The 23,342-nt window shown below is 68.3% G+C and carries 26 protein-coding genes; 12 read left to right on the forward strand and 14 right to left on the reverse strand.

The features are described from left to right. Positions 1-99: 99 nt before the first annotated feature. The gene (locus tag VV02_RS23395; RefSeq protein WP_245633178.1) at positions 100-1,248 is read right to left on the reverse strand and encodes a beta-1,3-glucanase family protein; all 1,149 of its coding nucleotides are present in this window, start codon (positions 1,246-1,248) and stop codon (positions 100-102) included. Positions 1,249-1,538: 290 nt separating this feature from the next. Here VV02_RS23395 and VV02_RS23400 point away from each other — a divergent pair, with 290 nt between their 5' ends. Continuing rightward, on the forward strand, positions 1,539-2,564 hold the full coding sequence (locus tag VV02_RS23400) for an OmpA family protein (RefSeq protein WP_052595570.1): 1,026 nt from the start codon (positions 1,539-1,541) through the stop codon (positions 2,562-2,564). Positions 2,565-2,905: 341 nt separating this feature from the next. After that, entirely contained in the window at positions 2,906-3,436 is a 531-nt protein-coding gene (locus VV02_RS23405) for an AMIN-like domain-containing (lipo)protein (RefSeq protein WP_052597480.1), read from the forward strand. A gap of 83 nt (positions 3,437-3,519) precedes the next feature. On the opposite strand, the gene VV02_RS23410 is transcribed toward VV02_RS23405, so the two are convergent. Beyond that, positions 3,520-3,867 (reverse strand): DoxX family protein, encoded by a 348-nt coding sequence (locus tag VV02_RS23410; RefSeq protein WP_052595572.1) that lies wholly within the window; start codon positions 3,865-3,867, stop codon positions 3,520-3,522. Positions 3,868-3,931: 64 nt separating this feature from the next. On the opposite strand from VV02_RS23410, the gene VV02_RS23415 reads away from it, so the two are divergent. Further along, a complete protein-coding gene (locus VV02_RS23415) occupies positions 3,932-4,303 on the forward strand; it encodes a winged helix-turn-helix transcriptional regulator (protein WP_083450386.1) in 372 nt (123 codons plus the stop codon). A gap of 63 nt (positions 4,304-4,366) precedes the next feature. On the opposite strand, the gene VV02_RS23420 is transcribed toward VV02_RS23415, so the two are convergent. The 7 genes from VV02_RS23420 to VV02_RS23450 all read right to left on the reverse strand — a co-directional run bounded on the left by VV02_RS23420 (position 4,367) and on the right by VV02_RS23450 (position 9,442). After that, on the reverse strand, positions 4,367-4,855 hold the full coding sequence (locus tag VV02_RS23420; protein WP_052595573.1) for a hypothetical protein: 489 nt from the start codon (positions 4,853-4,855) through the stop codon (positions 4,367-4,369). Positions 4,856-4,886: 31 nt separating this feature from the next. Then, a complete protein-coding gene (locus tag VV02_RS23425) occupies positions 4,887-5,354 on the reverse strand; it encodes a hypothetical protein (RefSeq protein ID WP_052595575.1) in 468 nt (155 codons plus the stop codon). A 21-nt stretch (positions 5,355-5,375) separates the two neighbouring features. After that, positions 5,376-5,906, reverse strand: coding sequence for a hypothetical protein (locus tag VV02_RS23430; protein ID WP_052595576.1), 531 nt, complete (start codon positions 5,904-5,906; stop codon positions 5,376-5,378). 140 nt (positions 5,907-6,046) lie between these two features. Further along, positions 6,047-6,433, reverse strand: coding sequence for a universal stress protein (locus VV02_RS23435; RefSeq protein ID WP_052595578.1), 387 nt, complete (start codon positions 6,431-6,433; stop codon positions 6,047-6,049). Continuing rightward, positions 6,430-7,929, reverse strand: a complete 1,500-nt coding sequence (locus VV02_RS23440; RefSeq protein ID WP_052595581.1) for a tripartite tricarboxylate transporter permease — start codon at positions 7,927-7,929, stop codon at positions 6,430-6,432. Before VV02_RS23440 ends, VV02_RS23435 begins: the two co-directional genes overlap by 4 nt. Continuing rightward, positions 7,929-8,453 carry a tripartite tricarboxylate transporter TctB family protein gene (locus tag VV02_RS23445; protein ID WP_052595583.1) on the reverse strand — a complete coding sequence of 175 codons (525 nt, stop codon included), beginning with the start codon at positions 8,451-8,453 and terminating at the stop codon, positions 7,929-7,931. Before VV02_RS23445 ends, VV02_RS23440 begins: the two co-directional genes overlap by 1 nt. Beyond that, on the reverse strand, positions 8,450-9,442 hold the full coding sequence (locus tag VV02_RS23450; protein ID WP_052595585.1) for a Bug family tripartite tricarboxylate transporter substrate binding protein: 993 nt from the start codon (positions 9,440-9,442) through the stop codon (positions 8,450-8,452). Before VV02_RS23450 ends, VV02_RS23445 begins: the two co-directional genes overlap by 4 nt. A gap of 100 nt (positions 9,443-9,542) precedes the next feature. Between VV02_RS23450 and VV02_RS23455 the strand changes: the two genes are divergently transcribed. The 3 genes from VV02_RS23455 (at position 9,543) to acs (ending at position 13,989) form a co-directional block, all read left to right on the forward strand. After that, complete coding sequence (locus VV02_RS23455) at positions 9,543-11,189, forward strand: sensor histidine kinase (protein WP_052595587.1); 1,647 nt, start codon at positions 9,543-9,545, stop codon at positions 11,187-11,189. Continuing rightward, positions 11,186-11,863, forward strand: a complete 678-nt coding sequence (locus VV02_RS23460) for a response regulator (protein ID WP_052595588.1) — start codon at positions 11,186-11,188, stop codon at positions 11,861-11,863. Before VV02_RS23455 ends, VV02_RS23460 begins: the two co-directional genes overlap by 4 nt. Positions 11,864-11,982: 119 nt before the next feature. Continuing rightward, positions 11,983-13,989, forward strand: a complete 2,007-nt coding sequence (gene acs, locus VV02_RS23465; protein WP_052595590.1) for an acetate--CoA ligase — start codon at positions 11,983-11,985, stop codon at positions 13,987-13,989. A 329-nt stretch (positions 13,990-14,318) separates the two neighbouring features. Here the strand turns inward: acs and VV02_RS23470 are convergent, their stop codons facing one another. Further along, a complete protein-coding gene (locus VV02_RS23470) occupies positions 14,319-14,765 on the reverse strand; it encodes a nitroreductase family deazaflavin-dependent oxidoreductase (RefSeq protein WP_052597483.1) in 447 nt (148 codons plus the stop codon). Between the two features lie 132 nt (positions 14,766-14,897). Here VV02_RS23470 and VV02_RS23475 point away from each other — a divergent pair, with 132 nt between their 5' ends. The 4 genes from VV02_RS23475 to VV02_RS23490 all read left to right on the forward strand — a co-directional run bounded on the left by VV02_RS23475 (position 14,898) and on the right by VV02_RS23490 (position 18,514). Then, the gene (locus VV02_RS23475) at positions 14,898-15,602 is read left to right on the forward strand and encodes a TetR/AcrR family transcriptional regulator (RefSeq protein ID WP_052595592.1); all 705 of its coding nucleotides are present in this window, start codon (positions 14,898-14,900) and stop codon (positions 15,600-15,602) included. A gap of 140 nt (positions 15,603-15,742) precedes the next feature. After that, on the forward strand, positions 15,743-17,056 hold the full coding sequence (gene nhaA, locus VV02_RS23480; protein WP_052595594.1) for a Na+/H+ antiporter NhaA: 1,314 nt from the start codon (positions 15,743-15,745) through the stop codon (positions 17,054-17,056). A 101-nt stretch (positions 17,057-17,157) separates the two neighbouring features. Further along, the gene (locus tag VV02_RS23485; RefSeq protein WP_052595596.1) at positions 17,158-17,559 is read left to right on the forward strand and encodes a phage holin family protein; all 402 of its coding nucleotides are present in this window, start codon (positions 17,158-17,160) and stop codon (positions 17,557-17,559) included. 64 nt (positions 17,560-17,623) lie between these two features. Further along, positions 17,624-18,514 (forward strand): alpha/beta fold hydrolase, encoded by an 891-nt coding sequence (locus tag VV02_RS23490; RefSeq protein ID WP_342667858.1) that lies wholly within the window; start codon positions 17,624-17,626, stop codon positions 18,512-18,514. On the opposite strand, the gene VV02_RS23495 is transcribed toward VV02_RS23490, so the two are convergent. From VV02_RS23495 to VV02_RS23505, 3 genes are read right to left on the reverse strand one after another with little or no spacing between them, the layout of a single operon-like run. Then, positions 18,504-19,157, reverse strand: coding sequence for an NUDIX hydrolase (locus VV02_RS23495; RefSeq protein WP_052595600.1), 654 nt, complete (start codon positions 19,155-19,157; stop codon positions 18,504-18,506). The genes VV02_RS23490 and VV02_RS23495 overlap by 11 nt on opposite strands. Positions 19,158-19,185: 28 nt before the next feature. Continuing rightward, the gene (locus VV02_RS23500) at positions 19,186-20,418 is read right to left on the reverse strand and encodes a DUF6596 domain-containing protein (RefSeq protein WP_052595603.1); all 1,233 of its coding nucleotides are present in this window, start codon (positions 20,416-20,418) and stop codon (positions 19,186-19,188) included. Continuing rightward, positions 20,415-20,798, reverse strand: coding sequence for a YciI family protein (locus VV02_RS23505; RefSeq protein WP_052595604.1), 384 nt, complete (start codon positions 20,796-20,798; stop codon positions 20,415-20,417). Before VV02_RS23505 ends, VV02_RS23500 begins: the two co-directional genes overlap by 4 nt. 215 nt (positions 20,799-21,013) lie before the next feature. Between VV02_RS23505 and VV02_RS23510 the strand changes: the two genes are divergently transcribed. Beyond that, complete coding sequence (locus VV02_RS23510) at positions 21,014-21,544, forward strand: dihydrofolate reductase family protein (RefSeq protein WP_052595606.1); 531 nt, start codon at positions 21,014-21,016, stop codon at positions 21,542-21,544. 4 nt (positions 21,545-21,548) lie between these two features. Here VV02_RS23510 and nth read toward each other — a convergent pair whose 3' ends face one another. Then, positions 21,549-22,241 (reverse strand): endonuclease III, encoded by a 693-nt coding sequence (nth, locus tag VV02_RS23515; RefSeq protein WP_083450616.1) that lies wholly within the window; start codon positions 22,239-22,241, stop codon positions 21,549-21,551. Positions 22,242-22,634: 393 nt separating this feature from the next. On the opposite strand from nth, the gene VV02_RS23520 reads away from it, so the two are divergent. Continuing rightward, on the forward strand, positions 22,635-23,312 hold the full coding sequence (locus VV02_RS23520; RefSeq protein WP_052597485.1) for a Crp/Fnr family transcriptional regulator: 678 nt from the start codon (positions 22,635-22,637) through the stop codon (positions 23,310-23,312). Positions 23,313-23,342 lie beyond the last annotated feature (30 nt).

Below are 23,342 nucleotides of genomic sequence, written 5' to 3' on the forward strand. Positions count from 1 at the left end.
GTACGACGAAAGACCTCGGCCCCGGACGAATTCGTCCGGGGCCGAGGTCGTTGCGTCGGTGTGTCTAGGCGAGGGCTGCTCGCATCACCGGACGCCCTCCTAGAACGGGCTCAACGTGATCGACGCCGACTGTGGGTCTCCCTTGTGGACGAGAGACTCGAAGTTGCCGACGTCGTCGTACGCGAAGGCGTACGCCTTGCCATCAGCCATGTTCGCGTGGATCGTCTTGGCGTACTGATTGGTCGGCGAATTCGTATAGAAGTCAGCCGCATTCGTGCTCGGCTGGGTGTCGATCTTGCCAAGCGTCCCGCGGTTCAGCGCGGCGCAGAGCGTGCGCGAGATCGGCCCGACCACCTGGTCGTTCGGCGACGGGAGGTCGCCGTCGCAGCCCCAGACGCTCGCACTGCTCGGCTTGTTGAACGACGCGACCTCCGCCCCGGACCCGTCCTTGAACGTCATGACGTTGCCGGAGGTGTGCCCGATGAACTTCTTGTCGGGCTGGTCCGCGAACGGCACGACCGTCAGGTCCTTGGACTCATACGCCTGCCAGGCCGAGCTGATGTAGGAGTCGAGGTACGCCGTGTCGAGCCGGCCGGAGCCCGCCGCCTTGCCAGGCGCCAGGACCCGCAGCACCGTCCCGTCCGAGCGGGTGTCGACGGTGTTCGCCCACGCCGGGTCGGCCTTCAGCGAGTCGATGACTGCCTGGCGACCGCCCGAGACCGGTGCGCCGGTGGTGTCCGTCGAGCCGTCGCTGCCGGTGGCGGACACGCTGTGCGGGACAGCGAACATGTCGACCTGCGAGCTGTTCAACCACAGACCCGAGTCGTTGTACGTGAACTCGCTCCAGTCGAACAGGATGTTCTTGTTCGGGTCGCCATCGGCCCACGGAGCGGGCTGGACGAGACCGTCCGGCGTGAGGCGGAAGTCCAGCTTGTCCCCGAAGGAGAAGTAGACCCGCCCGGAGAAGCCTCGGGGCACCTTGATCTCTGTGCCGCCGCCGTTGCCCGGGCCGTCGATCGAGACGTCCGGAGCCGGCGAAGGTGGGTTCTGGCCGGCTGGCCAGGGCGTGAATGCCCCTGCCTGGTCTACGTATCCGAGCTTTCCGCTCGCCAGGTCGGTGCCGAGGACGTACAGATGCACGGCCTCACCGCGACCTGTCGAGTTGGCCACCGTGATGGGCAGGATGTCGGGGGGTACGGCCTCTGCTGGAGTGGACATGACCAGGCCGGCGGGGGTGACGAGGGCCACGGTCAACAGTGCGTGTCGAACTCGATTTTTGAGTAGCACGGCGAATCTCCTTGAGATTGTCGGTCACTCAGGTCTAACGGAGCGATCACAGTGGATTGGCGGTCGCCGGTCGCCGGATGAGGCCGAATATGGACGGAGCCCGTACGTACCGATCGGCCACTTTCGTAACCTCCTTGGCAGCCAGACGGCTGTTCAACGCCCCCAAAATGGGACGGAGCCGATCAGCGGCTCGTGACGTCGAAGCGCAAGACGCCCGCCCGCGCGCGGGGACGTGCCATCAAGGAGATCCGATGAAGACCACCACCCGACTGGGTGCTCTCACAGCAGTCGTCGCCGCTGCCACGCTGCTGACCGGCTGTCAGGAGAAAGAGGTCGTCGGCGGGAGCACCGGCGCCACTCCCAGCGCAGCCACGACGAACCAGCCCAGCGCCACTCCCTCTGAGGGTGGCAGCACATCGGCCACCGAAGGCGGTGGCGCCGTCGGACCGGACGGTCAGGACTCCGGACGCAAGGAGCACCTCAGCGACAAGGGCGGCTACGTCGTCCAGGGATCCAAGGTCACCTTCGTCTACAGCAACGGCATCCGCTACGTCATCGACGTCGGTCAGCCCGTCGGCGACCAGACCACGGTCAAGAGCGGCACCGGCACCCTGACCTTCAAGAACGGCGGGGCTTCCTGGGTCGACCTGCGCAGCCGGGCGAGCAGTCAGGTCGATGCCGACGGTGCGGGGACCGTCATCGACAAGACCGGCGCGATCGTCGTCCTCAAGGACGGCAGCACCACGTGCGCCAACGGCCAGGGCCTGCAGTTCGTCGGCTCCGACGGCGCCAAGGCGCAGGCGAGCAAGACCGGGGCGTTCTACGTCGACGCAGAGGGCAAGAAGACGTCGTACGGCCAGCCCTCCTCGGGCGGCAAGCTCGCCGGCCGCTTCACAGTCTGCAACGTCGACAAGAAGGTCAGCGTCGACCTCTACTCCGATGTCCTGTTCGACTTCAACAGCGCGACCCTGAGCCCGGCCGGCAAGGCCGTGGTCGCCAGCGCGGCCAAGACGATCAGCAAGGACGTCACTGGCAAGCCGGTCTCCGTCGTCGGGCACACCGACAGCAAGGGCACGGAGGAAGCCAACAAGACGCTCGGCCAGCGCCGCGCGGACGCCGTCGCCGCCGAGCTGCGTACGCAGCTGCCCGGCGTCCAGCTCAAGGCCAGCAGCGCAGGCGAGACCGAGCCGGTCGCGGCCAACACCACTCCGGATGGCGCAGACAACCCGGCCGGGCGCGCCAAGAACCGACGGGTGACCATCTCGTACGCAAGGTAAGCAACAAGCGTCCTGGCTGGGCCAGGAGGGGAGCGCACAGGCCGTCCCGACCGCGAGGTCGAGGCGGCCTGTGCGCTGTCCATCGCTCGGTGCGAGTATCACCGCGGTCCGACCGGATTCTTTGGGTGTGACGTAGATCACGAAAACCCGTGATTCGCGCCAACCGAAATTCATCGGTAGACGTCTTGATCGCACTCGTGGCCACTCCGTCCGCGAGTCGACGGGAGCCGTACGCGCAAGCGTGCGGCCTGCCGCTGCTTCACAGAAACAGGGGGGACGCCATGTCCCAGTCACGCACACCGCACCGCCTCGTCACTCCGGCCACCGTGGCCGTCTTTGTGATGGGGCTGCTCCTGGCCCTCATCGGGCCGATCGTCGCCTCCTCGCGCGCCAGCGCCACTGTGTGCGAAGCCCCGTGGGGCTCGCTCGCCAAGACCGCCTCAGGCTCCACGACCAAGGCTCTGACCGGAGTTCGCACCGGACAGAACCTCTGTTACGACCGTCTCGTCCTCGACATCGGTCGCACCGGCACCGGCAGCGTCGGCTACGACGTCCGCTACGTGACCACCGTGTACTCCGAGGGTCAGGGCACTGCCCTGCCCGTCCGTGGCGCCGCCGACATCAAGGTGACGGTCCGGGCTCCGGCGTACAACTCTTCGGGAGCGTCGACCTACCTGCCGGCGAATCCCCTTGAGATGAGCAATGTCTCGGCCTACCGGACGTTCAAGCAGGTCCGTTGGGGCGGTTCGTTCGAGGGGCAGACCACCATCGCCCTCGGCGTCCGTGCTCGGCTGCCCATGCGCGTCTTCGTCCTCAACAACACGGACGGCTCACGCCGCCTCGTCGTGGATGTCGCGCATCTCTGGTACTGACCGAACGCACTGCGCGTGCCCAGGAGTCGGCCGGCTCCCGGGCACGCGTCTGCGCGAAGCCAGGCCCGTCGTACGCCGACCGATCAGGCAGTCTGTAGCCGCAGCACGAGCGTGGCTGCAGCCACCAGACCGACCACCAGAGCCGGGGCGATCGCCGTGTCCGACTTGCGCAGGTGGGCACCCACCGCGCCGACGAAGTAGAGGACCAGGCCGATCGCGGCGGCGATGCCGAGCGGAGCGAGCCAGAGCCCGGCGACCAAGCCGATGGCACCGGCGATCTCGAGGGCCGCGAGCACCGGGCGCAGGCGTACGGGCACCTCGACCCGGTCCAGGGTCTCCGCCTGGCGAGGGTCGCCGGTGAGCTTGCCGTAGGCGGACAGGATGAGGATAAGGGCCAGCGCCACGCTGACGACTGCGGTCACGATGAACATGATTCAAGTCTTCGGACTGTCGAGGCGGCTGTCGAACCATGCGTAAGTCACTTACTATAAGTAAGTGACCAGTGTCGACGCCGGCCCCGCGTTTCGCCCTGAGGACATCACCACCATCGCCCACGGCACGAGCGAGACGTGCCGCTCGGTGCAGTTGACCCTCGATGTCGTCGGCAAGAGGTGGAGCGCGGCGATCCTGGTGGCGATCGCCCAAGGTGCGACGCGGTTCGGTGAGATCCGCGGAGCGGTCGATGGCATCTCGGACCGCCTGCTGGCCGCCCGACTCAAAGATCTCGAACGGCACCATCTGGTCGAGCGGACCGTCGTGCCGAGCATGCCCGTCCAGGTGAAGTACGCGCCGACCGTCGAGGGCGTGCAGCTGGTGGCCGCGATGGCCCCGCTGTTCCAGTGGGGCGAGAACCACTTCGGCACCTAGCGACGAGCAACGGCGTCCGGCTGATCGCCGAACACCGTTGCACATCAAGCAGATTCAACGAGGTCAGCAGGGCTTGACCGATCCGATCGGGGTCGCGTCGAACGTGCCTTCCTCGTACGCCGTCGACGTCCACCGGAGGCTGTAGTCCTCGTTGTAGAACGAAGCGACCGTGCCGGGCGTCTGGTTGTTGATGAAGTAGCTCGCGCCGTACCAGCCGAGCACGCGGGTGGTCTCGCACTCGTAGAAGTCGTACGTCAACCCATTCACGAACAGACACAGGTGTCCGTAGTCGCATCGAGGCGCCGCGCCCATTCGCTCCACGGCCGCGCTCGACAGATGCCCGGACGTCTGGACGGTGACGCTGAAGCCGTCCGCAGCGACCTTGTCGGGCGCCACCTGACGACTGCCGGGGTACGCCTTGAGGACGTCGCTCACGGTGGCGCTGCTCGCCGCCCCCTGGGTCGATGGGCCGATCTCAGCGGCGGACGCGGCCGACATCGGGACGAGTGTGAGTCCTGCAGCCGCCAGCGCGGCGCCGATCAGAGTGCGCATAAGACTTCCTTCACGCTCGAGGATGGAGAGGTCAGCACGGGTTGATGGACCAGATCGGGTCCCACAGGATGGAGCCGGTCGAGTAGGCAATCGAGTCAACGAGGGCGCCGCCGCCCTGACCGTTGAACGTCGCGCGCGTCCCGGGAGTCTGGTTGTTGACGTAGTCGCCCACACCGACCCAGCCGTCCAGCGGGTAGTTGCCGCACAGGTAGAAGTTGAGCTGGTAGCCGTTGATCGTCACGCACAGGTTCCCGTACGGACAGTCGAGGTCCGCCGCGCGGGCGTCGCGGGGCCGTACGAGCACGTCGAAGCCCTTGGCGGCGACCTTGTCGGAGGAGACCTGACGGCTGCCGGGGTACTTCTTGAGGACGTCGTTCACCTTGGCCTGGGTGGTCGAGGTGTCGTGGGATGACGGGCCGCTCTCGACGGCGGACGCGGTCGCCATCGGGGCGAGCGCGAGTCCGGCAGCCGCCATTGCGGCGCCGATCAGAGTGCGCATGAGTGATTCCTCGCAGCCGGGTCAGCAGGGTCGTACGGAGCCGATGGGCGTGGCATCGAAGTGACCCGCTTCGTACGCCGTGGACGTCCAGCGCAGCGCGCCGGAGCCGTCGGTGTAGAAGCTCGCCACCGTGCCGGGCGACTGGTTGTTGACGAACTCGCCGGTGCCGTACCAGTTGGTGGCGTACCAGGTCTGGCAGGCGTACAGGTTGAAGACGGTGCCGCCAACCTCCATGCAGAGGTAGCCGGAGTTGCAGCCGAGCGCGAGCTTCGTGGCCGGCTTGGCGAGGTCCTGGCCGGCCTTCTGCCCGGGCGCCTGGACCACGATGTCAAAGCCCTTGGCGGCGATCTTGTTGGCCGACACCTGACGACTGCCCGGGTACTGCTTGATCAGGTCGTCGACCTTGGACTGCAGCTCCACGGTCTGAGTCCGGGTGAGGCCCGCGCCGCCTGCCTGCGTGGCGAACGGGGCGGCCTGTGCGGGTGAGCCCGCGATAGGCATGAGGGCGAGCGCGCCGGCCACAGCGGTGGCGGCGAGGATGCGACGAGACATGGGTTCCCCTTGGGTTCTGCAACGTGTTGACGAGCAGAACGTAGATGGCCGGACCCGCCATTTCGAGATCCCATGTCAAACAATGACCATCAGTTGCCAGAACTTGGCGATAATTTACCAAGTGGCCGTCTCAGGGCCGGTCAGGCCTTGACGGCCAGCACCGGGCAGCGTGCGTCGAGCAGGACCTGCTGGGCGGTGGAGCCGAGGATCAGCTTGCCGACCGGCGTACGCCGCCGCAGGCCCATCACGATCAGCTCCGCCTCGACCTCCTCAGCCGCCTCGAGGATCAGCTCGGCGACGTCGGGTCCCATGGGCTGCCGGACGTCGTACTCCACGCCTGCCCGGTCCAGCTGCGCGCGCAGCGCATCCATGTCGGCCCCCTGGCTGAAGCGACGGTCGACAAACGCATCACCACGAGTGCCGTTGACGACGACGACGCGTGCGCTCGTACGGATCGCCTCGGCAATCCCGTGCTTGAGGGCGGCCTCCCCGGGCGGGCCTGGGACGTAGCCGACAACGATGGTCATGCTGCAATCTCCTTGGTAGACGGACGGAACCGGCTCCAGACCAACATGCCGATGGCTCCGATGATGATGAGCGCGTAGACGATCTTGGCGACCGGCTCACTCCACAGACCGGACCAGTCACCGCTCGCGAGCTGCAACGACTGACGCATCTCCTTCTCGACGCGCGGGCCGAGGATGACGCCGATGATCAGTGGCAGGACCGGCAGTCCGTAACGCCGCATCAGCAGCCCGAGCAGGCCGAAGATCAGCAGCAGCGCGAGGTCGAGCCACTGCAGGTTGACCGCGAACGCGCCCAGCGAGGCGAAGAACAGGATGCCGGCGTAGAGGTAAGGCCGTGGCGTACGCAGCAGCTTGGCCCACAGGGGCGCGAGCGGCAGGTTGAGCACCAGCAGCAACAGGTTGCCGATGAACAAGCTGGCGATCAAGGTCCAGATCAGATCGCTCTGCTTGGTGAAAAGCGTTGGGCCTGGGTCGATTCCGTAGCCCGTCATCGCCGCGAGCATCACGGCCGCGGTGGCGTTGGTAGGGAGACCGAGCGACAGCATCGGCACGAGCGTGCCAGCTGCCGAGGCGTTGTTGGCGGCCTCAGGTCCGGCCACGCCCTCGATGGCGCCCTTGCCGAACTCCTCCGGGTGCTTGGTCAGCTTGCGCTCGGTGACGTACGACAGGAAGGTCGGCAGCTCGGCACCACCGGCCGGCACGGCTCCGAACGGGAAGCCGAACGCCGTACCGCGTAGCCACGGCTTCCACGACCGGCGCCAGTCCTCGCGACCCATCCACGGTCGACCGACGGGCACGATCTCAGCGGGGCGTTGGCGCAGGTGGGCCGCGACCCAGAGGGCCTCGCCGATCGCGAAGATCGCGACCGCGACGACCACGATGTCGACACCGTCGGCGAGCTGCGGGATGCCGAACGTCATCCGCGCCTGGCCGGTGATGCTGTCCAGCCCGACCAGACCGATCGCGAGGCCGAGGAACAAGGAGATGAAGCCGCGCAGCTTGGAGCTGCCGAGCACCGCGGTCACCGCGAGCAGGGCCAGGACCATGATCGCGAGATAGGACGGCGAGCCGAGCTTGACGGCCTGCGTGGCGATCGACGGGGCGAAGAGGGCGAGCAGCGCGGTGCCGATCGCGCCGGCGACGAACGATCCGATCGCGGCCGTGGCGAGGGCTTGGGCCGCTCGTCCGGCCTTGGCCATCTTGTTGCCCTCAATTGCGGTGATGACCGACGACGACTCACCTGGGGTGTTGAGCAGGATCGAGGTGGTCGATCCGCCGTACATACCGCCGTAGTAGATGCCGGCGAACATGATGAACGCGCTTGAGGCGTCGACGTTGTAGGTGATCGGCAGCAGCAGCGCCACCGTCATCGCCGGTCCGATGCCGGGGAGTACGCCGACTGCCGTGCCGAGCAGCACACCGATGCAGGCGAACAACAGGTTCATCGGGGTCAGTGCGGACGCGAACCCGTCCGCCAGGTTGCCGAGGTTGCCCATCAGAGAATCCCGTCCAGGATGCCCGCGGGGAGCGGGACGCCGAGGCCGCTGTAGAACGCGTAGAACGAGCCGACCGAGAGGACTGTGCCAATCGCGAGGTCCCGCAACCACGTTCGGCTGCCAAGAGTGAGTGAGCACCCGGCGAAGAACAACGCGCCGGAGATCGCCCAGCCGAGCACGTTGACGGTCGCGATCAGGAAGAGGAACACGGCGACCAGCTTGCCGACGGTCAACCAGTCGGGCCGCTGCGTGAGGTCGATGTCCTCGCCCTCCTCCGACTCCGGGAGCGAGCCACGAAGCACGGCGATCGCGAGGAGAACGGAGAGGATCAGGAGGCCGATCGCGACGGCGTACGGGAAGGCCCTGGGCCCGACCGGGTCGAGCTTGGCGAAGTCGTTGCGCAGCCGAGAAGCGTTGACTGCCACCAGGATTCCGAGTCCGGCAAGGATGCCAACCAGGATCAGCTGCGAGAGATCCCGCTCGCGCTCCGGCGCCGTGTCTTGGATGTCAGTGGGTGTGCTCATGCCAGCCCCAGCTCCTTCAACGTGCGCTCCACGCGCTGGTCCTGTGCGGTCAGGAACGAGCCGAACTGGTCACCCGTGAGGAAGGCGTCCGTCCAGCCGTTGTCCTTCAGCGCGGCTTTCCACTCAGGTGTGTCGTGCATCTTCTGCAGCAGAGCGATGAGCTCCTGCTTGCGTTCCTTGGAGATCCCGGGCGGCGCCAGCACGCCACGCCAGTTGGTAAAGGTCAGGTTGATCCCGGACTCCTTGAGCGTGGGCGCCTTGACCCCGGGCGCCCGGTTGGCGCCGGACACCGCGAGCACGCGGATCTGACCGCTCGCGATCTGGTCGGTGAACTCACCGAGACCGGTCGTCGCGAAGTCGATCTTGGATCCCAGGAGTGCGGGCAACAGCTCGCCGCCACCGTCGTACGAGATGAAGTTGACCTTCTTCGGGGTGATGCCGCTGGCGTTGGCCAGCTCCATCGGGAAGAGGTGGTCCGGCCCGCCGGGGGCCGAGCCCCCGCCGACGCGCGTCTTCGCGGGGTTCTTCTTCCAGGCGGCGATCAGTTGATCGATCGTCTTGTAGGGCGAGTTCTTGGGTACGACCACGCCCTCCTGGTCCTCGATCAACCGTGCCAGCGGGGTCGCCTTCGAAGCTCGCGAGTCGGACTTGTTGGTGAAGGTCGCACCGACGACGCCGAGACCCATCGCCATCATCAGGTCGCCGTTGCCCTTCTCGTTCTTGAGCCGGGCCATCGCCACGGTGCCGCTCGCGCCGATGACGTTGAACACCTCGAACCGGCCGGTGATGTCGTCGTCCTCCATGACCCGTACGGCGGTGCGCCCGGTCACGTCGTAGCCGCCACCCGGGCTGTTGGGGATCATCATGCGAAGGCGTGTGGAGCCTGCGTCATCACCACGAGTGACGCCGCAGGAGGTCAGCAGCATCGCGGCGACGGCTGCCAGGGCGAGGCCCTGCAATGGTCGACGGCGACGGGACCGTTCGGTCATCGGACTGCCTCTCGGGTAGCGCGGGAGATCGTGCAGGCTCGATAGTGGCGCGCACGTGTGGCGTACGTCACGGTTGTGTTCGCAGAGGAGGTTGTGGTCTTTGTGGTCCTCGCAGCACCGCCGCTGGCCGCGCACGTTGGCCGGGCAGTTCCTGCTGCTCCAGCTCGTCGTACTCGCACTGGTGCTGGCCCTGGTCGCGGCGATCACGGTGCAGCAGTCGACGCAAGACTTCCGAGCCAGCCGCAGTACGCGCCTTCTCGCGGTCGCCGAGAACTTGGCCGGTACCGCCGTCATCGGTTCTCAGCTGTACGGCACACCGGACCGGTATGTCCTCGATCCCGCGATCGTCAGGACCTCGTCCGACACCGGTGTACGTCTGGTCCAGGTCATCGATCGGAACGGGCGGGTGGTCGCGTCGACCGACCCACGAGACGTCCGCTCGCCCGCGACGCTGAAATCCCCTGTGTCTGCAGGGCGTTCGTGGTCAGGTGATCTCGACCTCCGGAGCCGCGAGATGGTCGGTGGGCAGGCTCCGGTCATCTACAACAGCCCGTACGACGCCGCGCCGGAGCGCACCGTCGGAGCGGTGCTCGTCCTCGAGGAGTACCCGTCCTGGTGGGACCGGCTCGCCAACGCTGCTCCCGATCTGCTCCTCTACCTCGGCATCGCTGCAGCCCTCGGCGCGATTGGCGCGTACCTGCTGAGCCGCCTCATCCGACGCCAGACCCGCGGCCTCGAGCCGGCCGAGATCGCGGGCCTCGCCGACCACCAGGAAGCGCTGCTGAAGGGCATCCACGAAGGCGTCGTGGGCGTCAGCCCGGCCGGTCAGGTCACGCTCGCCAACTCGTCCGCGCACGAGCTGCTGCACCTGCCCGACGATCCAGTGGGCCGTGATGTGGCCGACGTCGTCAGCCACCGCGGGATCGCCGACTTCCTGGTGGCCGAGGACGACAGCGACAGCACGGTGATCGTCGTCGAGGGCCGCGCGCTCGTGCTCAACCGGCGGCGCGCGGCGTACAACGGCCGATCGGTCGGCACCGTGACCACATTCATGGACCGCAGCGACCTGCTCTCGATGCAGAGCCAGATGTCCGCGCAGGCCAGCATCACCGACGTGCTGCGGGCGCAGACCCACGAGTTCGACAACCGGCTGCACACCATCTCGGGGCTGCTGCAGCTCGAGGAGTACGACGAGGCCGTCGCCCTCATCGACGACGTCAGTCGCCGGCGGGCCGAGATCAGTCAGAGCGTCACCCACCGGGTGCACGACGCACGGGTGGCCGCCCTGCTCATCGCCAAGACCACGACGGCGGCCGAGTCCGGGATCGCGCTGTCGCTGGAGCCGGAGACCGACCTGCCTCGGCTGGCGGCCGGACTCTCCGCGGACGTCGGAACGGTCGTCGGCAACCTGGTCGACAACGCCGTCGACGCGTCCAGGGCCAACCGCGGTGCCGAGGTGTCAGCTCGAATCACCCATGACGAAAACATGATTCGCATCCGGGTCGCCGACACGGGCGCCGGCGTCGCGCCAGAAGACGTGGAGCGGATCTTCGAGCGCGGCTGGTCGACCAAACCGTCAGGGCCAGCTGGTCGCGGTGTCGGACTCGCCCTGGTCCAGGCGATCTGCTCGCGACGCCATGGCGACGTCTCCGTGGCGAACGGTGAGCACGGCGCCCTGCTCACTGCCACGCTGAGGGTCCGCCCGGGACGCGACCTGGCGGACGCCACGGCAGAGGAACCCGCATGAGCAGCGCACTGAGTGTCGTCATCGTCGACGACGACTTCATGGTGGCGCGCGTGCACACCAAGTTCGTGGAGCGCATCGACGGTTTCGACGTCGTCGCGAGCGCCTCATCGGGGTCGGCGGCGCTCGACGCGATCCGCGAGCACCGGCCCGACCTGGTGCTGCTCGATGTCCACCTGCCCGACATGTCCGGGCTGGAGGTGCTGCGCACGCTGCGCGCCGAGGGCGACGACGTCGGCGTACTCATGGTGACGGCCGAACGCGAGCTGGAGAGCGTGCGTACGGCCAAGATCGGCGGAGCCGTCGGCTACCTCGTCAAGCCGTTCACCCAAGAGGACCTGGCGCAGCGGCTGCAGGAGTTCCTGGCGCAGCACCGGCGGCTGGCCGGGCTGGAGGCGCCCGAGCAGGCCGACATCGACCAGGTCTTCGGCTCGATCACCGCGCCCGCCGCTGAGCAGACCCTCCCCAAGGGGCTCAGCGCGGCGACCGGTGAGCTGGTGCTCCAGGCGCTGCGGGAGGACGGCGAGCTGTCGGCGGCCGCCTGCGCCGAACGCGTCGGCCTCTCCCGCGTGACGGCCCGCCGCTACCTGGAGCACTTCACGGTGAACGGCCGCGTCGAGGTCCGCCAGCAGTACGGCCGCGTGGGCCGCCCCGAGCGGATCTACCGGGCGACCTGATCCCGGCAATTGTTGATGGCCCCTATAGGCCCACACGCGCTACCCGTCCGTACTGCAACCCTCTGAAACGGTTGAACGCCGCGGCGTGGAAGGGTTGAGTGGTTTGCGACACACATTCGATGACCAGGAGGTCGACCGTGGCTGACGCCGCATCCGAGGAGACCCTGTCCAACCTGGGGCACGAGGACCGCGAGTTCCCTCCGGACCCGGCCTTCACGGCCCAGGCTGTCGGCAAGGCGGAGCTCTACGAGCAGGCCGACGCCGACCGCGAGAAGTTCTGGGCCGACCAGGCCCGCGAGCGCCTGACGTGGAGCAAGGACTTCACCCAGACCCTCGACTGGTCCGACGCGCCCTTTGCCAAGTGGTACGCCGATGGCCAGCTGAACGCCGCGTACAACTGCGTGGACCGGCACGTCGAGGCCGGCAACGGCGACCGCGTGGCGCTGCACTTCGTCGGCGAGCCCGGTGACACCGAGGACATCACGTACGCCGACCTCCAGGATCGTGTGAAGCGCGCGGCCAACGTGCTGCTCGAGTCGGGCGTCGCCAAGGGCGACCGCGTCGCGATCTACCTGCCGATGATCCCTGAGGCCGTCATCTCGATGCTCGCCTGCGCGCGCATCGGCGCCCCGCACTCGGTGGTGTTCGGCGGCTTCTCCTCGGACGCGCTGCGCTCTCGCATCGCCGATGCCGAGGCCAAGGTCGTCATCACCGCTGACGGTGGCTACCGCCGCGGCAAGCCGTCTGCGCTGAAGCCGGCTGTGGACGACGCGGTCAAGGACAGCCCGTCGGTGCTCAAGGTGCTCGTCGTGCAGCGCACCAAGGAAGAGGTGGCCTGGAACGACGAGAAGGACCTCTGGTGGCACGAGGCGCTCGAAGCCGCCTCGCCCGAGCACACTGCCGAGCCGATGGATGCCGAGCACCCGCTCTTCATCCTCTACACGTCCGGTACGACCGGTAAGCCCAAGGGCATCCTGCACACGACCGGTGGCTACCTCACGCAGGCGGCTTACACCAACGCCGTCGTGCACGACGTGCACCCGGAGACCGACGTCTACTGGTGCTCAGCCGACGTCGGCTGGGTCACCGGCCACAGCTACATCGTCTACGGGCCGCTGGCCAACGGCGCGACGCAGGTGCTCTACGAAGGCACCCCGGACACCCCGCACAAGGGCCGCTGGTGGGAGATCATCCAGCAGCACAAGGTGTCGATCTTCTACACCGCGCCCACCGCGATCCGCACCTGCATGAAGTGGGGCAAGGAGATCCCGGAGAAGTTCGACCTGTCGTCGTTGCGGGTGCTCGGGTCGGTCGGCGAGCCGAGCAACCCCGAGGCGTGGATCTGGTACCGCGACGTCATCGGCGGCGGCAAGGCCCCGATCGTCGACACCTGGTGGCAGACCGAGACCGGCGCGATCATGGTCAGCGCGCTACCCGGCGTGACGACTCTCAAGCCCGGCTCCGCACAGATCGCTGTCCCAGGCATCTCGGTGGATGTCGTTGATGAGCAAGGCAACTCGGTCGACAACGGCCACGGCGGTTACCTCATCATCGACAAGCCGTGGCCCTCGATGCTGCGTGGCATCTGGGGTGACCCGGAGCGGTTCAAGGAGACCTACTGGTCGCGCTTCAAGGGCATCTACTTCGCGGGCGACGGCGCCAAGAAGGACGAGCAGGGCAACATCTGGGTGCTCGGCCGCGTCGACGACGTCATGAACGTCAGCGGCCACCGGCTCTCGACCACCGAGATCGAGTCGGCGCTGGTGTCGCACCCGAAGGTCGCCGAGGCCGCGGTGGTCGGTGCGACGGACGAGACCACGGGCCAGGCGGTCTGCGCGTTCGTGATCCTGCGGGGTGACGCCGTGCAAGAGGCTGACGAGCCCGGCGAAGGCGCTGACCTCGTCGCGGAGCTGCGCAACCATGTGGCCAAGGAGATCGGCGCGATCGCCAAGCCGCGGCAGATCCTGATCGTGGCCGAGCTGCCCAAGACGCGGTCGGGCAAGATCATGCGTCGCCTGCTGCGGGACGTGGCCGAGAACCGCGAGGTCGGCGACGTCACCACGCTGGCCGACTCCTCGGTGATGGACCTGATCCAGCAGGGCCTCGCCAAACCCGCCGCCGACTAATCACCGGCTCGCCGGTCGAGTAGGCGAGCCCCCTCGCCGGTCGAGTAGGCGAGCCCCCTCGCCGGTCGAGTAGGCGAGCCCCCCTCGCCGGTCGAGTAGGCGAGCCCCCTCGCCGGTCGAGTAGGCGAGCCCCCTCGCCGGTCGAGTAGGCGAGCCCCCTCGCCGGTCGAGTAGGCGAGCCCCCTCGCCGGTCGAGTAGGCGAGCCCCCTCGCCGGTCGAGTAGGCGAGCCCCCTCGCCGGTCGAGTAGGCGAGCCCCATAGGGCGAGACGTATCGAGACCAGGTGCCCGCGTGCACCTGGTCTCGATACGCCTCCGCCAGCGCTCCGGCTACTCGACCGGCGAGGAGGGCTGCAGCTTGAAGACGGGGTGGGCGGGGATGATCCCGGCGATCTCGGCGTCGGTGGACTTCGCCCGGACGCCCTCCGGGAAGAACGCACCGACCTCCCAGAACCACTTCTTCAGGTAGTACCGCATCACCGGCACCGCTGCGTCGCCGTGCACCTCGACCGCGGTGTACGTCTCCACGCGCCGGCCGAGCCGCAGCTTCACCTCGGGGTTCTTGCGTACGTTGCGCACCCAGTCGGTCTGCCCGCGCGGCGCGACCAGGTACGGCTGGCCGTCGACCTTCATGAGGTTGACCGGAGTCGTCCGCGGCTGCCCACTCTTGCGGCCGATCGTCTCCAGCTCGCGTGCTCCCGTCACGCTGATACCTGCCCGCGCCAGCCGGCCCACGAACGCATTGAACATCTTGGTCCAGCGATCGAGCTCACTCATCTCGTTCTCCTCCAGCCAGGTGCGAGAGCGGTGCTCTCGGTTGCTTCGGTTCATCATGCACCCGTCGCACAGCAATTGCAAGAGCACTGCTCTCTCTTGCGAGCAGCGCTCTCTGATGGCACTCTCAGACGCATGGCTTCAGACGCACCCCGCACCGCTCGAGCACGTGCTCGCGAGGAGGTGATGGCCCAGATCCTCGACGCCGGTCGACGTGAGCTTGCCGAGCACGGTGCCGACGGCCTCTCGCTGCGGGCCGTCGCTCGTGAGGTCGGGATGGTCTCGTCCGCGGTCTACCGCTACGTTGCCAGCCGCGACGAGCTGCTGACCGCGTTGATCCTCGAGGCCTACAACGCTGTCGGCGAAGCTGTCGAGCAGGCCGCGGCCGCCCGGACCACCCCGGGCCGACGGTTCGTCCGGCTCTGCGACGCCATCCGGACCTGGGGTCGCGAGCACCCGCACCAGTACGCCCTCCTCTACGGCTCCCCCATCCCCGGCTACCAGGCGCCGCAGGACACGATCCCGGCTGCGAGCCGCACCCCGTTGGCCGCGGGGAGACTCGTGCAGGAGGCGTACGACGCAGGCACCCTCGACCTCGATCGCCCCTCTCCCAAGATCGGCCGAACGCTCGCCCAGCAGTGCGCGGTCACCCGTGAGACCCTCGGGCTCGACCTGCCGGACCCGGTGATGGTGCGGTTCGTGCAGGCCTGGACCCAGGCGTACGGGGCCATCAGCTTCGAGCTGTTCGGCCAGCTCGTCGGCACGTTCGATCCTGCGGACGCGCTGATGACCCACACCTTCACCACCACAGCGCAACGGATCGGCTTCACTGACCTCTGAGCCGCGCCCGCGAGCCGAGATGCGGCCAGGCGGCGTACGACCGATCGATAGACTCGGCGACGGTGTGCCGGGAAGTCTGGTCGGCCATCGCGACAGCGGTCGCGATGTGACCGACGACCGACCCTCAAAGGGGGCGAAACATGGCCTTGCCGACACCGAACAAACCCCGACTCTTCAGCCGCGGCGCGTGGCCCGAGGCCAAGCGCGTCACCGAAGCCCTGCGCGCCGAGACGGTCGGTGGGGCGCTCCTGCTGCTCGCTGCCCTGCTCGCGATCATCTGGGCCAACACCCCCTGGCGCGACTCCTACGCGTCGTTGCGGGACGTGCACGTCGGCCCGTCCGCGCTCGGGCTCGACCTGAGCCTCGCCCACTGGGCCTCCGACGGCCTGCTCGCGATCTTCTTCTTCGTCGTGGGCCTGGAGCTGAAGCACGAGTTCGTCGCCGGCGACCTCAAGGATCCGGCGAAGGCCGCGCTCCCGGTGATCGCTGCAGTCTGCGGTGTGGCCGTGCCCGCGCTGATCTTCGCGGCCGTCAACACTGTCGGCGGTGGGGACGCACACGGCTGGGCCATCCCGACGGCCACCGACATTGCCTTTGCCCTGGCGATCCTGGCCGTGCTCGGCACCCATCTGCCGTCCGCGTTGCGGTCGTTCCTGCTCACACTCGCGGTCGTCGACGACCTGATCGCGATCACGATCATCGCGCTGTTCTACAGCGACGACATCGACCTCGCGCTGCTCGGACTGGCGCTGATCCCGATCGCGGTCTTCGGGGTGCTCGTGCAACGGCGCGTGCACCAGTGGTGGGCGCTGCTGCCCGTCGGCCTGGTGGCGTGGGCGCTCGTCCTCAACAGCGGGATCCACGCGACGATCGCGGGTGTCGTGCTCGGGCTGCTCGTGCCGGTCAAGGCCGTACGCCGGGGGCGTGGGTCCGCGGAAGGCGTTTCGTTGGCGAGTCGGCTGGAGCACCGGCTGCGGCCGATCTCGGCCGGTGTCGCGGTGCCTGTCTTTGCGTTCATGGCGGCCGGCGTCACCGTGGTGGGCGGCGGGCTCGGCGACGCGGTCACGGACCCGATCACGATCGGCATCGTGGCCGGCCTCGTGGTCGGCAAGATGATCGGGATCATGGGCGGGACGTACCTCACCGCACGCTTCACCAAGGCCGAGCTCGACGACGAGCTGGCCTGGTCGGACGTCTTCGGACTGAGCCTGCTCGCGGGTATCGGGTTCACCGTGTCGCTGCTCATCGGGGAGCTGGCCTTCGGTGCCGGGTCGGACTCCGATGACCACGTGAAGATCGGCGTGCTCGCAGGCTCGGTGCTCGCCGCGCTGCTGGCCGCGATGGTGCTGCGGCGGCGCAACGACGTCTACCGGCGCATCGAGGAGTACGAGACCCGAGACGACGACGGGGACGGTGTCCCGGACTGCTACGAGAGCGACGCCGCGCGGGCCTGACCGTACGCGCCCGCGGACGCCAGGCGAGGCTCCCGCAACGGCGGCGAACGGATCGGTAGGGTTCAGGTCAGAATGTGCCGCAAACGCAACAGGAGGTAGCGATGGCTATCAGCACCAACGGGTCCGAACGCACGCTCGGCCAGCTGGTCGCGGATGCCTCGACTGACCTGTCGAGCATCGTCAAGGGCGAGATCGACCTGGCCAAGGTCGAGATCAAGGCTGACGTCAGCAAGGCGGGCAAGGGTGGCGGACTTCTCGCCGGTGCGGGTCTGGTCGCTCTCTACATGCTGGGGTTCTTGTTGACCGCCGCCGCGTGGGGCATCCACGCGGCCGGGCTGTCGACCTGGCTGAGCTTCCTGATCGTCGGCGTGGTGCTGCTGTTGATCACCCTGATCCTGGCCTGGCTCGGGATCCGGGCGTTCAAGAAGATGCAGGGCGGTCCCAAGAAGGCGATCGCCAATGCGCAGGAGACCGTGAAGGCCATCAAGCCCGCCAAGGGCTGATCTCCTTCCTGCGACGCGGCCACAGCGCAGAATGGCGAGCCACCCCACAGTCGACGTGTCGAGCGTGCTGCTCGATGGACCCTGGAACCACCGCTTCGTCGCCGCCAATGGTGCTCGCTTCCACGTCGTCGAGGCTGGCACCGGGCCCTTGGTCGTGCTGCTGCACGGCTTCCCCGAGTTCTGGTGGGCCTGGCGGGCGCAGATCCCAGCCCTGGTCGCGGCCGGCTATCGCGTCGCCGCGATGGACCTGCGTGGCTACGGCGCGTCCGACAAACCACCGCAGGGCTATGACACCTTCACCCTGGCGGCCGATGTCGCGGCCGTGATCCGGTGCCTCGGTGAGCGTTCGGCCACGGTGGTCGGCCACGGCTGGGGCGGTTGGATCGCCTGGTCGATGCCGAGCATGCAGCCGGATGTGACGCGTGCGGTCGCCTCGCTCGGTATGCCGCACCCGCTGGTGATGCGCCAGGCCTCGGCCCGCAGTGCGCGCCAGATCCGTGCCAACCGCTACCTGTTCGCGTTGCAGCGGCCGTTCGTGCCGGAGCGGCAGATGGTGGCCGGACCGCGCTATGTCCGCAAACTGATGTCGGCCTGGTCGGGTCGCCCCGCGTGGCCGCCGGGTGAGCTCAGTCAGCAGTACGCCGACGCCCTGACTCTCCCCTTCGTGGCCCACTCCACGGCGGAGTACTACCGCTGGGTGGTCCGGTCCGTGATGCGTTCGGACGGCCGCCGCTACGTCTCCCGCCTGAGCCAGCCGATCGGCGTACCCGTCCTGCATGTGCAGGGCGACTCCGACGGCTGCGTGCTGCCCTCGAGCGCGCTCGGATCGCAGGCATGGTGCAGCGGACCGTACGAAGAAGTGACGCTCCCCCAGGTCGGCCACTTCGTTCCTGAAGAGGCGCCCGATCAGACGAACGACCTACTGATCCGGTGGCTTTCGACTCTCAGCGAGTGAGGAAGCGGGCCGGCACCGGCCGCTCGTCCTGCACATCCCACGGCACCGTGAGCCCAGCGAGATCGAGCGTCTCGGACAGCACGATCGCGGTGAACCCCCACACGTAGACGCCGTCGACCTCGAACGCCGGCGCGTGAAATCGTCGCGACGGATGGACAGCCGTGAACCTGTTGGCCGGGTCGACCAGGTCCGCGATCGGCACCCGGACAACGCTGGCCACCTCAGCCGGGTCGACGACACCAATCGGCGTCGGTCGCGGCCACCACGCGAGCACCGGGGTCACGCTGAAGCCCGTCACCGACAGCGGCAGTTTGGGGAGCCGCCCCAGCACCTCGACGCCGTCGGGCGACAGGCCGATCTCCTCCTTCGCCTCGCGCATGGCGGCCTCGACCGGTCCGTCATCGGCGTCGTCGATCATCCCTCCGGGGAAGGACACCTGGCCCGGATGCTTGCGCAGCGATGCGGACCGCTCGGTAAGGACGATGTCCTGACCACCGCCCTCGGTCGGTCCGAACAGCATCAGTACGGCCGACTGGCGCCCGACCGGGAGACCCGCCAGCCGGCGTACGAGAGAGACGTCCTCGTGGGCGGTGTCCGCGACCCGCTGCAACCAGTCGGGCACGGGCGGAGTCGACGTCGGCATCTCGCCAGTCTGCCCCGAGCCGGTCCGGTCAGGACGTCCGGGCCGCTCGTCGCAGACAGAAACGGCGCACCGGCTCGGAGCGCATCACCTCGGCCAGGTCGCGGTAGCGCGCCGCGGCCTCCTCCGTCCTGCCTGTCCGCCAGGCGAGGTCGGCGAGCGCGAGGGAGGCGTCCCGACTCGCGTATGACGGTGCCTCGCTCTCGAGCGCGTCCAGCTCTTGCTCGATCGCCAGCAGGTCATCGGGTCGGCCACCGACCAGCGCCTCCTGGGATCGAGCGACGAGGTGGGCGACCCGCACCGACGGTGAGTTCCAGCGCTCCTCGAGGGCGGCGTACAGCACGCAGATCTGGGTCCAGTCGGTCGCTTCGAGGTTCGGAGCGACGGTGTGCAGCGCCGAGATGGCGGCCTCGAGCGCGAAGCGGCCGTCTCCGGCAGCGGCCGCGGTCGCGTCGTCCAACCCGGCCTCGACGAGCCCGCGGTTCCACCTGGACCGGTCGACCTCGTCCAGGGCCAGGGCCGTGCCGTCCGCATCGAGGCGACCCGGACGCCGGGCCAGCCCAAGGCGTACGACCGCCCGGAGTCCGCGGACCTCGGTGTCTTGCGGGTACTCGGCCACGAGCGCGTCCGCGATGGACAGTGCCTGACGTCCGAGGTCCTCCAGCGCGTCCTCGGGATCGAGCACCTGACGGTGCGCAACTGTGAACATGCCTGCAACACAAGCGAGTACGACGGGGAGCCGCGTGCGGCGGACCGCCTCGTCCGGGATCACGAAGGCGCCGCGCGCATCCGCCAGGGCCCTCTTGGCACGGGTGAGTCGCGCTGCGGCGGCGGTCTCCTGGATGCCGAGGTGGTCAGCCACCTGGCTGATGGACAGACCGCAGACCACGCGCATTGCGAGCACCATCTGCGCCGATGGCGGCAGCGCCTCGTCACAGGCGACGAAGAGCAGCGCCAACCGGTCGTCGAGCTCCGGAGTCGTCATGGCGTCGAGTGATGTCGCGGAGTCGGATCGGACGAGCTCGGGCGCATGGCGGTCGTGCACCTCGCGTCGACGCACCTCATCGAGCCAGGCACGCTTGCCGACGGTGATGCACCAGGTCGCCAGGTGCTCGACGGGCTTGTCCTGGGCGGCCGCTCGAGCGACCGCCTCGGCGGCCAGCTCTTCAGCGACGTCCAGGCTGCGCGTGAAGGATGCGAGCGCGCGCACGATGCGCGGCCACGCCTCCTCGAACTCGGCCCGACCCACCTCCGGCGAGATCATCCGATCGGGAAGACCTTCCGCCACTCCACCAGGCCACCGCTCGGGACCATCGCAGCGAGCTTGCGGGCGACCTCGGGGTCGTCCACCTCGACGGCGTAGTAGCCGGTGATGACCTCGGTCGTGTCCGCGAAGGGTCCGTCCGTCCAGACCGCGTCCTCGACCTTGCGGTCGCCCTTGCCAGGCTTGACGGTGCCGCCGTGCGAGGTGTTCTGCAGGGCGCTGGCTCCGACGATGCGCGCGCCCAGGTCGGCCACGGCCTTCTGGAACGCCGCGTGCTCGGGAAACATCGGCTCGTCCGACTCTGCGGTCGGCGTGGCGTTCAAAACGCCGTCGGAGTCCCAGTCGGCCTCGCGGATGAGGTACACGTAGGTGTCGGTCATGATCTGCTCCCTGTGGTCGGTCGCGTGACGTCCCTCGTCACATCATGCAGACGAACTCGCCTCCGCAGAATCGACATCGCCCTTTCTGGTGACTCTGATTGGTCCTGATGCGTAACGTCGAACTGGACCTGTGCGACCGGCGCGGCCGCGACCTACGTTGGCACCCGAAGGCGCGCACGCCAGGTGCGCCACCGGACTCGGAGGAACAAAGAGCCATGCGGATCATGACGCGACTGTGCACGAGCATCGACGGCTACGTCACCACGCCCCAGGGCTGGCCGGCGCAGCTGGCCGACCCGGACTTCTCGCCGGAGACGTACGGTTTCGTGGACTTCCAGCAACGTGTCTCGGCCGTGCTGATGGGCCGGGCCACGTTCGAGCCGGCTCTCGGTTCGGAGCGGTGGCCGTGGCAGGACCTCGGCGTCTTCGTGCTGGGCTCGCACCGACCGGAGGGTACGCCGGACCACGTGGTCGTCGACAGCGACCCGACACGACTGCTCGAGCAGATGCGCGCTGCGCACCCCGACGGCGACGTGCACCTGGTCGGCGGGCCTCGCACCGTGGAGACGTTCCGTGCGCTCGGCGCGCTCGACCAGCTCGGCCTGATCGTGGTGCCGCGGCTCCTGGGCGGCGGCACCCAGCTGACCCCGGCCGTACAGACCGACACCGGCCTGAAGCTCAGTCACCACAACGCCCTCCCGAACGGAGCGGTCGAGCTCGTCTACGACATCGAGAAGTCGGCGTGAGCCGTCACGCCGGCGCTGCGCTCGCGTAAGGGTTGACCGCGCCGGGAGCCAGCTCGAACTTCAGCAGCTTCGCTGCCTTCTCGGGGTCGGTCTCGCCGTCGCCGTACGACGGGCACCACTGGGCGACCGGGCAGACTCCGCAGGCGGGCTTCTTGGCATGGCACATGCGGCGGCCGTGGAAGATCAGCACGTGGCTGAGCATCGTCCAGTCCTTGCGCGGGAAGAGCGCGCCGATCTCGTGCTCGACCTTGACCGGGTCTGTTTCGGTGGTCCAACCCATCCGTCGCACCAGCCGACCGAAGTGCGTGTCGACGGTGATGCCCGGGACGTCAAAAGCGTTGCCCAGCACCACGTTTGCGGTCTTGCGTCCCACGCCGGGCAGGGTGACGAGATCCTTCAGGCGCGGCGGCACCTCGCCGTCAAAGCGCTCGACCAGCGCCTGTCCGAGCGTCATCACGGACTTGGCCTTGGCGCGGAAGAAGCCGGTGGGCTTCAGCAGCGTCTCGAGCTCGACCCGGTCGGCGCTGGCGAGCGCGGCGGCGTCCGGGTAGCGCTTGAACAGGATGGGCGTGACTTTGTTGACGCCGACGTCCGTGGTCTGCGCCGACAGGATCGTGGCGACCAGCAGCTGCAGCGGCGTCTCGAAGTCGAGCTCGCAGTGGGCGTAGGGGTACTTCTCGTGCAGGACGCGATACATCTTGCGTGCGCGGCGCGTACGGCCGGTCGGGGTCTCCTGCGTGACATCAAGGCGCTTCACCCGCAAGACCCTAGGCGCTCACACCGACACCCGCTGGTCCAGCCCAAACCGCTGGTCGAGTAGCCGGAGCGCCAGCGGAGCCGCATCGAGACCCGGGCCGGTTTCCCTGATACCAGGTCAAACGGCCCCACCCACAGACCCGACCCGGGCCGGTTTCCCTGACACCGGGTCAAACGGCCTTACCCGCAGACCCGGAGCGCTTGGAGACGGCTGATGACCGGCGTCTGAGAGGGCGTAGGACGTGCGCAGTGCCGACCGGACGCAGCAGGCGCGCCGGCTGACCCGAGAGTGACGTACGACAACCTGTCGCGACTGCGTGGCAGACTGACCGGCGTGACTACGGAATCCGTGCGCAAGGCACCTCTGTTCGCACCCCTGGACGACGAGGCCGCCGAGGCGCTGCTCGCGTCGATGACACCCAGCAAGATCGAGCGCGGCCAAGAGCTCTTCCACGAGGGCGACCAGGGCGATCGGCTCTACGTCATCACGGAGGGCAAGATCAAGCTCGGTCGCCGCTCCCCCGACGGACGCGAGAACCTTCTGGCGATCCTCGGCCCGGGCGAGATGTTCGGCGAGCTGTCGCTGTTCGACCCGGGTCCCCGCACGGCGACCGCGACAGCCGTCGCTGAGACCGAGCTGGTGGCGCTGGGGCACAACGACCTGACCAGCTTCCTCAAGGACCGCCCCGAGGTCGCGATCACGATGCTCGGCGCGCTCGCTCGCCGCCTGCGCCGCACCAACGAGGCGCTCGGTGACCTGGTCTTCACCGACGTCCCCGGCCGCGTGGCCAAGGCGCTGCTCGACCTGTCCGCCCGCTTCGGTCGCCCGGCCGACGACGGTGTCCTGGTCGCTCACGACCTGACTCAGGAAGAGCTGGCGCAGCTGGTCGGCGCCTCCCGCGAGACCGTCAACAAGGCGCTGGCCGACTTCGCCTCACGTGGCTGGCTCAAGCTCGAGGCCCGCGCGGTCACACTGCTCGACGTCGAGCGCCTGCAACGCCGCGCCCGCTGACCCTCTTATGGGCCTGACTTAAGGTCCTGG

This window comes from Luteipulveratus mongoliensis, from assembly GCF_001190945.1.
Taxonomy (GTDB): Bacteria; Actinomycetota; Actinomycetes; order Actinomycetales; family Dermatophilaceae; genus Luteipulveratus; species Luteipulveratus mongoliensis.

What these genes read in the sequence shown, in the direction of transcription:
- VV02_RS23400 (WP_052595570.1), top strand. Translation starts at nt 1,539, where the DNA reads ATGAAGACCACCACCCGACTGGGTGCTCTCACAGCAGTCGTCGCCGCT.
- VV02_RS23405 (WP_052597480.1), top strand. Translation starts at nt 2,906, where the DNA reads ATGGGGCTGCTCCTGGCCCTCATCGGGCCGATCGTCGCCTCCTCGCGC.
- VV02_RS23410 (WP_052595572.1), bottom strand. Translation starts at nt 3,867, where the DNA reads ATGTTCATCGTGACCGCAGTCGTCAGCGTGGCGCTGGCCCTTATCCTC.
- VV02_RS23420 (WP_052595573.1), bottom strand. Translation starts at nt 4,855, where the DNA reads ATGCGCACTCTGATCGGCGCCGCGCTGGCGGCTGCAGGACTCACACTC.
- VV02_RS23425 (WP_052595575.1), bottom strand. Translation starts at nt 5,354, where the DNA reads ATGCGCACTCTGATCGGCGCCGCAATGGCGGCTGCCGGACTCGCGCTC.
- VV02_RS23430 (WP_052595576.1), bottom strand. Translation starts at nt 5,906, where the DNA reads ATGTCTCGTCGCATCCTCGCCGCCACCGCTGTGGCCGGCGCGCTCGCC.
- VV02_RS23435 (WP_052595578.1), bottom strand. Translation starts at nt 6,433, where the DNA reads ATGACCATCGTTGTCGGCTACGTCCCAGGCCCGCCCGGGGAGGCCGCC.
- VV02_RS23440 (WP_052595581.1), bottom strand. Translation starts at nt 7,929, where the DNA reads ATGGGCAACCTCGGCAACCTGGCGGACGGGTTCGCGTCCGCACTGACC.
- VV02_RS23445 (WP_052595583.1), bottom strand. Translation starts at nt 8,453, where the DNA reads ATGAGCACACCCACTGACATCCAAGACACGGCGCCGGAGCGCGAGCGG.
- VV02_RS23450 (WP_052595585.1), bottom strand. Translation starts at nt 9,442, where the DNA reads ATGACCGAACGGTCCCGTCGCCGTCGACCATTGCAGGGCCTCGCCCTG.
- VV02_RS23460 (WP_052595588.1), top strand. Translation starts at nt 11,186, where the DNA reads ATGAGCAGCGCACTGAGTGTCGTCATCGTCGACGACGACTTCATGGTG.
- acs (WP_052595590.1), top strand. Translation starts at nt 11,983, where the DNA reads ATGACCAGGAGGTCGACCGTGGCTGACGCCGCATCCGAGGAGACCCTG.
- VV02_RS23470 (WP_052597483.1), bottom strand. Translation starts at nt 14,765, where the DNA reads ATGAGTGAGCTCGATCGCTGGACCAAGATGTTCAATGCGTTCGTGGGC.
- VV02_RS23475 (WP_052595592.1), top strand. Translation starts at nt 14,898, where the DNA reads ATGGCTTCAGACGCACCCCGCACCGCTCGAGCACGTGCTCGCGAGGAG.
- nhaA (WP_052595594.1), top strand. Translation starts at nt 15,743, where the DNA reads ATGGCCTTGCCGACACCGAACAAACCCCGACTCTTCAGCCGCGGCGCG.
- VV02_RS23485 (WP_052595596.1), top strand. Translation starts at nt 17,158, where the DNA reads ATGGCTATCAGCACCAACGGGTCCGAACGCACGCTCGGCCAGCTGGTC.
- VV02_RS23495 (WP_052595600.1), bottom strand. Translation starts at nt 19,157, where the DNA reads ATGCCGACGTCGACTCCGCCCGTGCCCGACTGGTTGCAGCGGGTCGCG.
- VV02_RS23500 (WP_052595603.1), bottom strand. Translation starts at nt 20,418, where the DNA reads ATGATCTCGCCGGAGGTGGGTCGGGCCGAGTTCGAGGAGGCGTGGCCG.
- VV02_RS23505 (WP_052595604.1), bottom strand. Translation starts at nt 20,798, where the DNA reads ATGACCGACACCTACGTGTACCTCATCCGCGAGGCCGACTGGGACTCC.
- VV02_RS23510 (WP_052595606.1), top strand. Translation starts at nt 21,014, where the DNA reads ATGCGGATCATGACGCGACTGTGCACGAGCATCGACGGCTACGTCACC.
- nth (WP_083450616.1), bottom strand. Translation starts at nt 22,241, where the DNA reads ATGTATCGCGTCCTGCACGAGAAGTACCCCTACGCCCACTGCGAGCTC.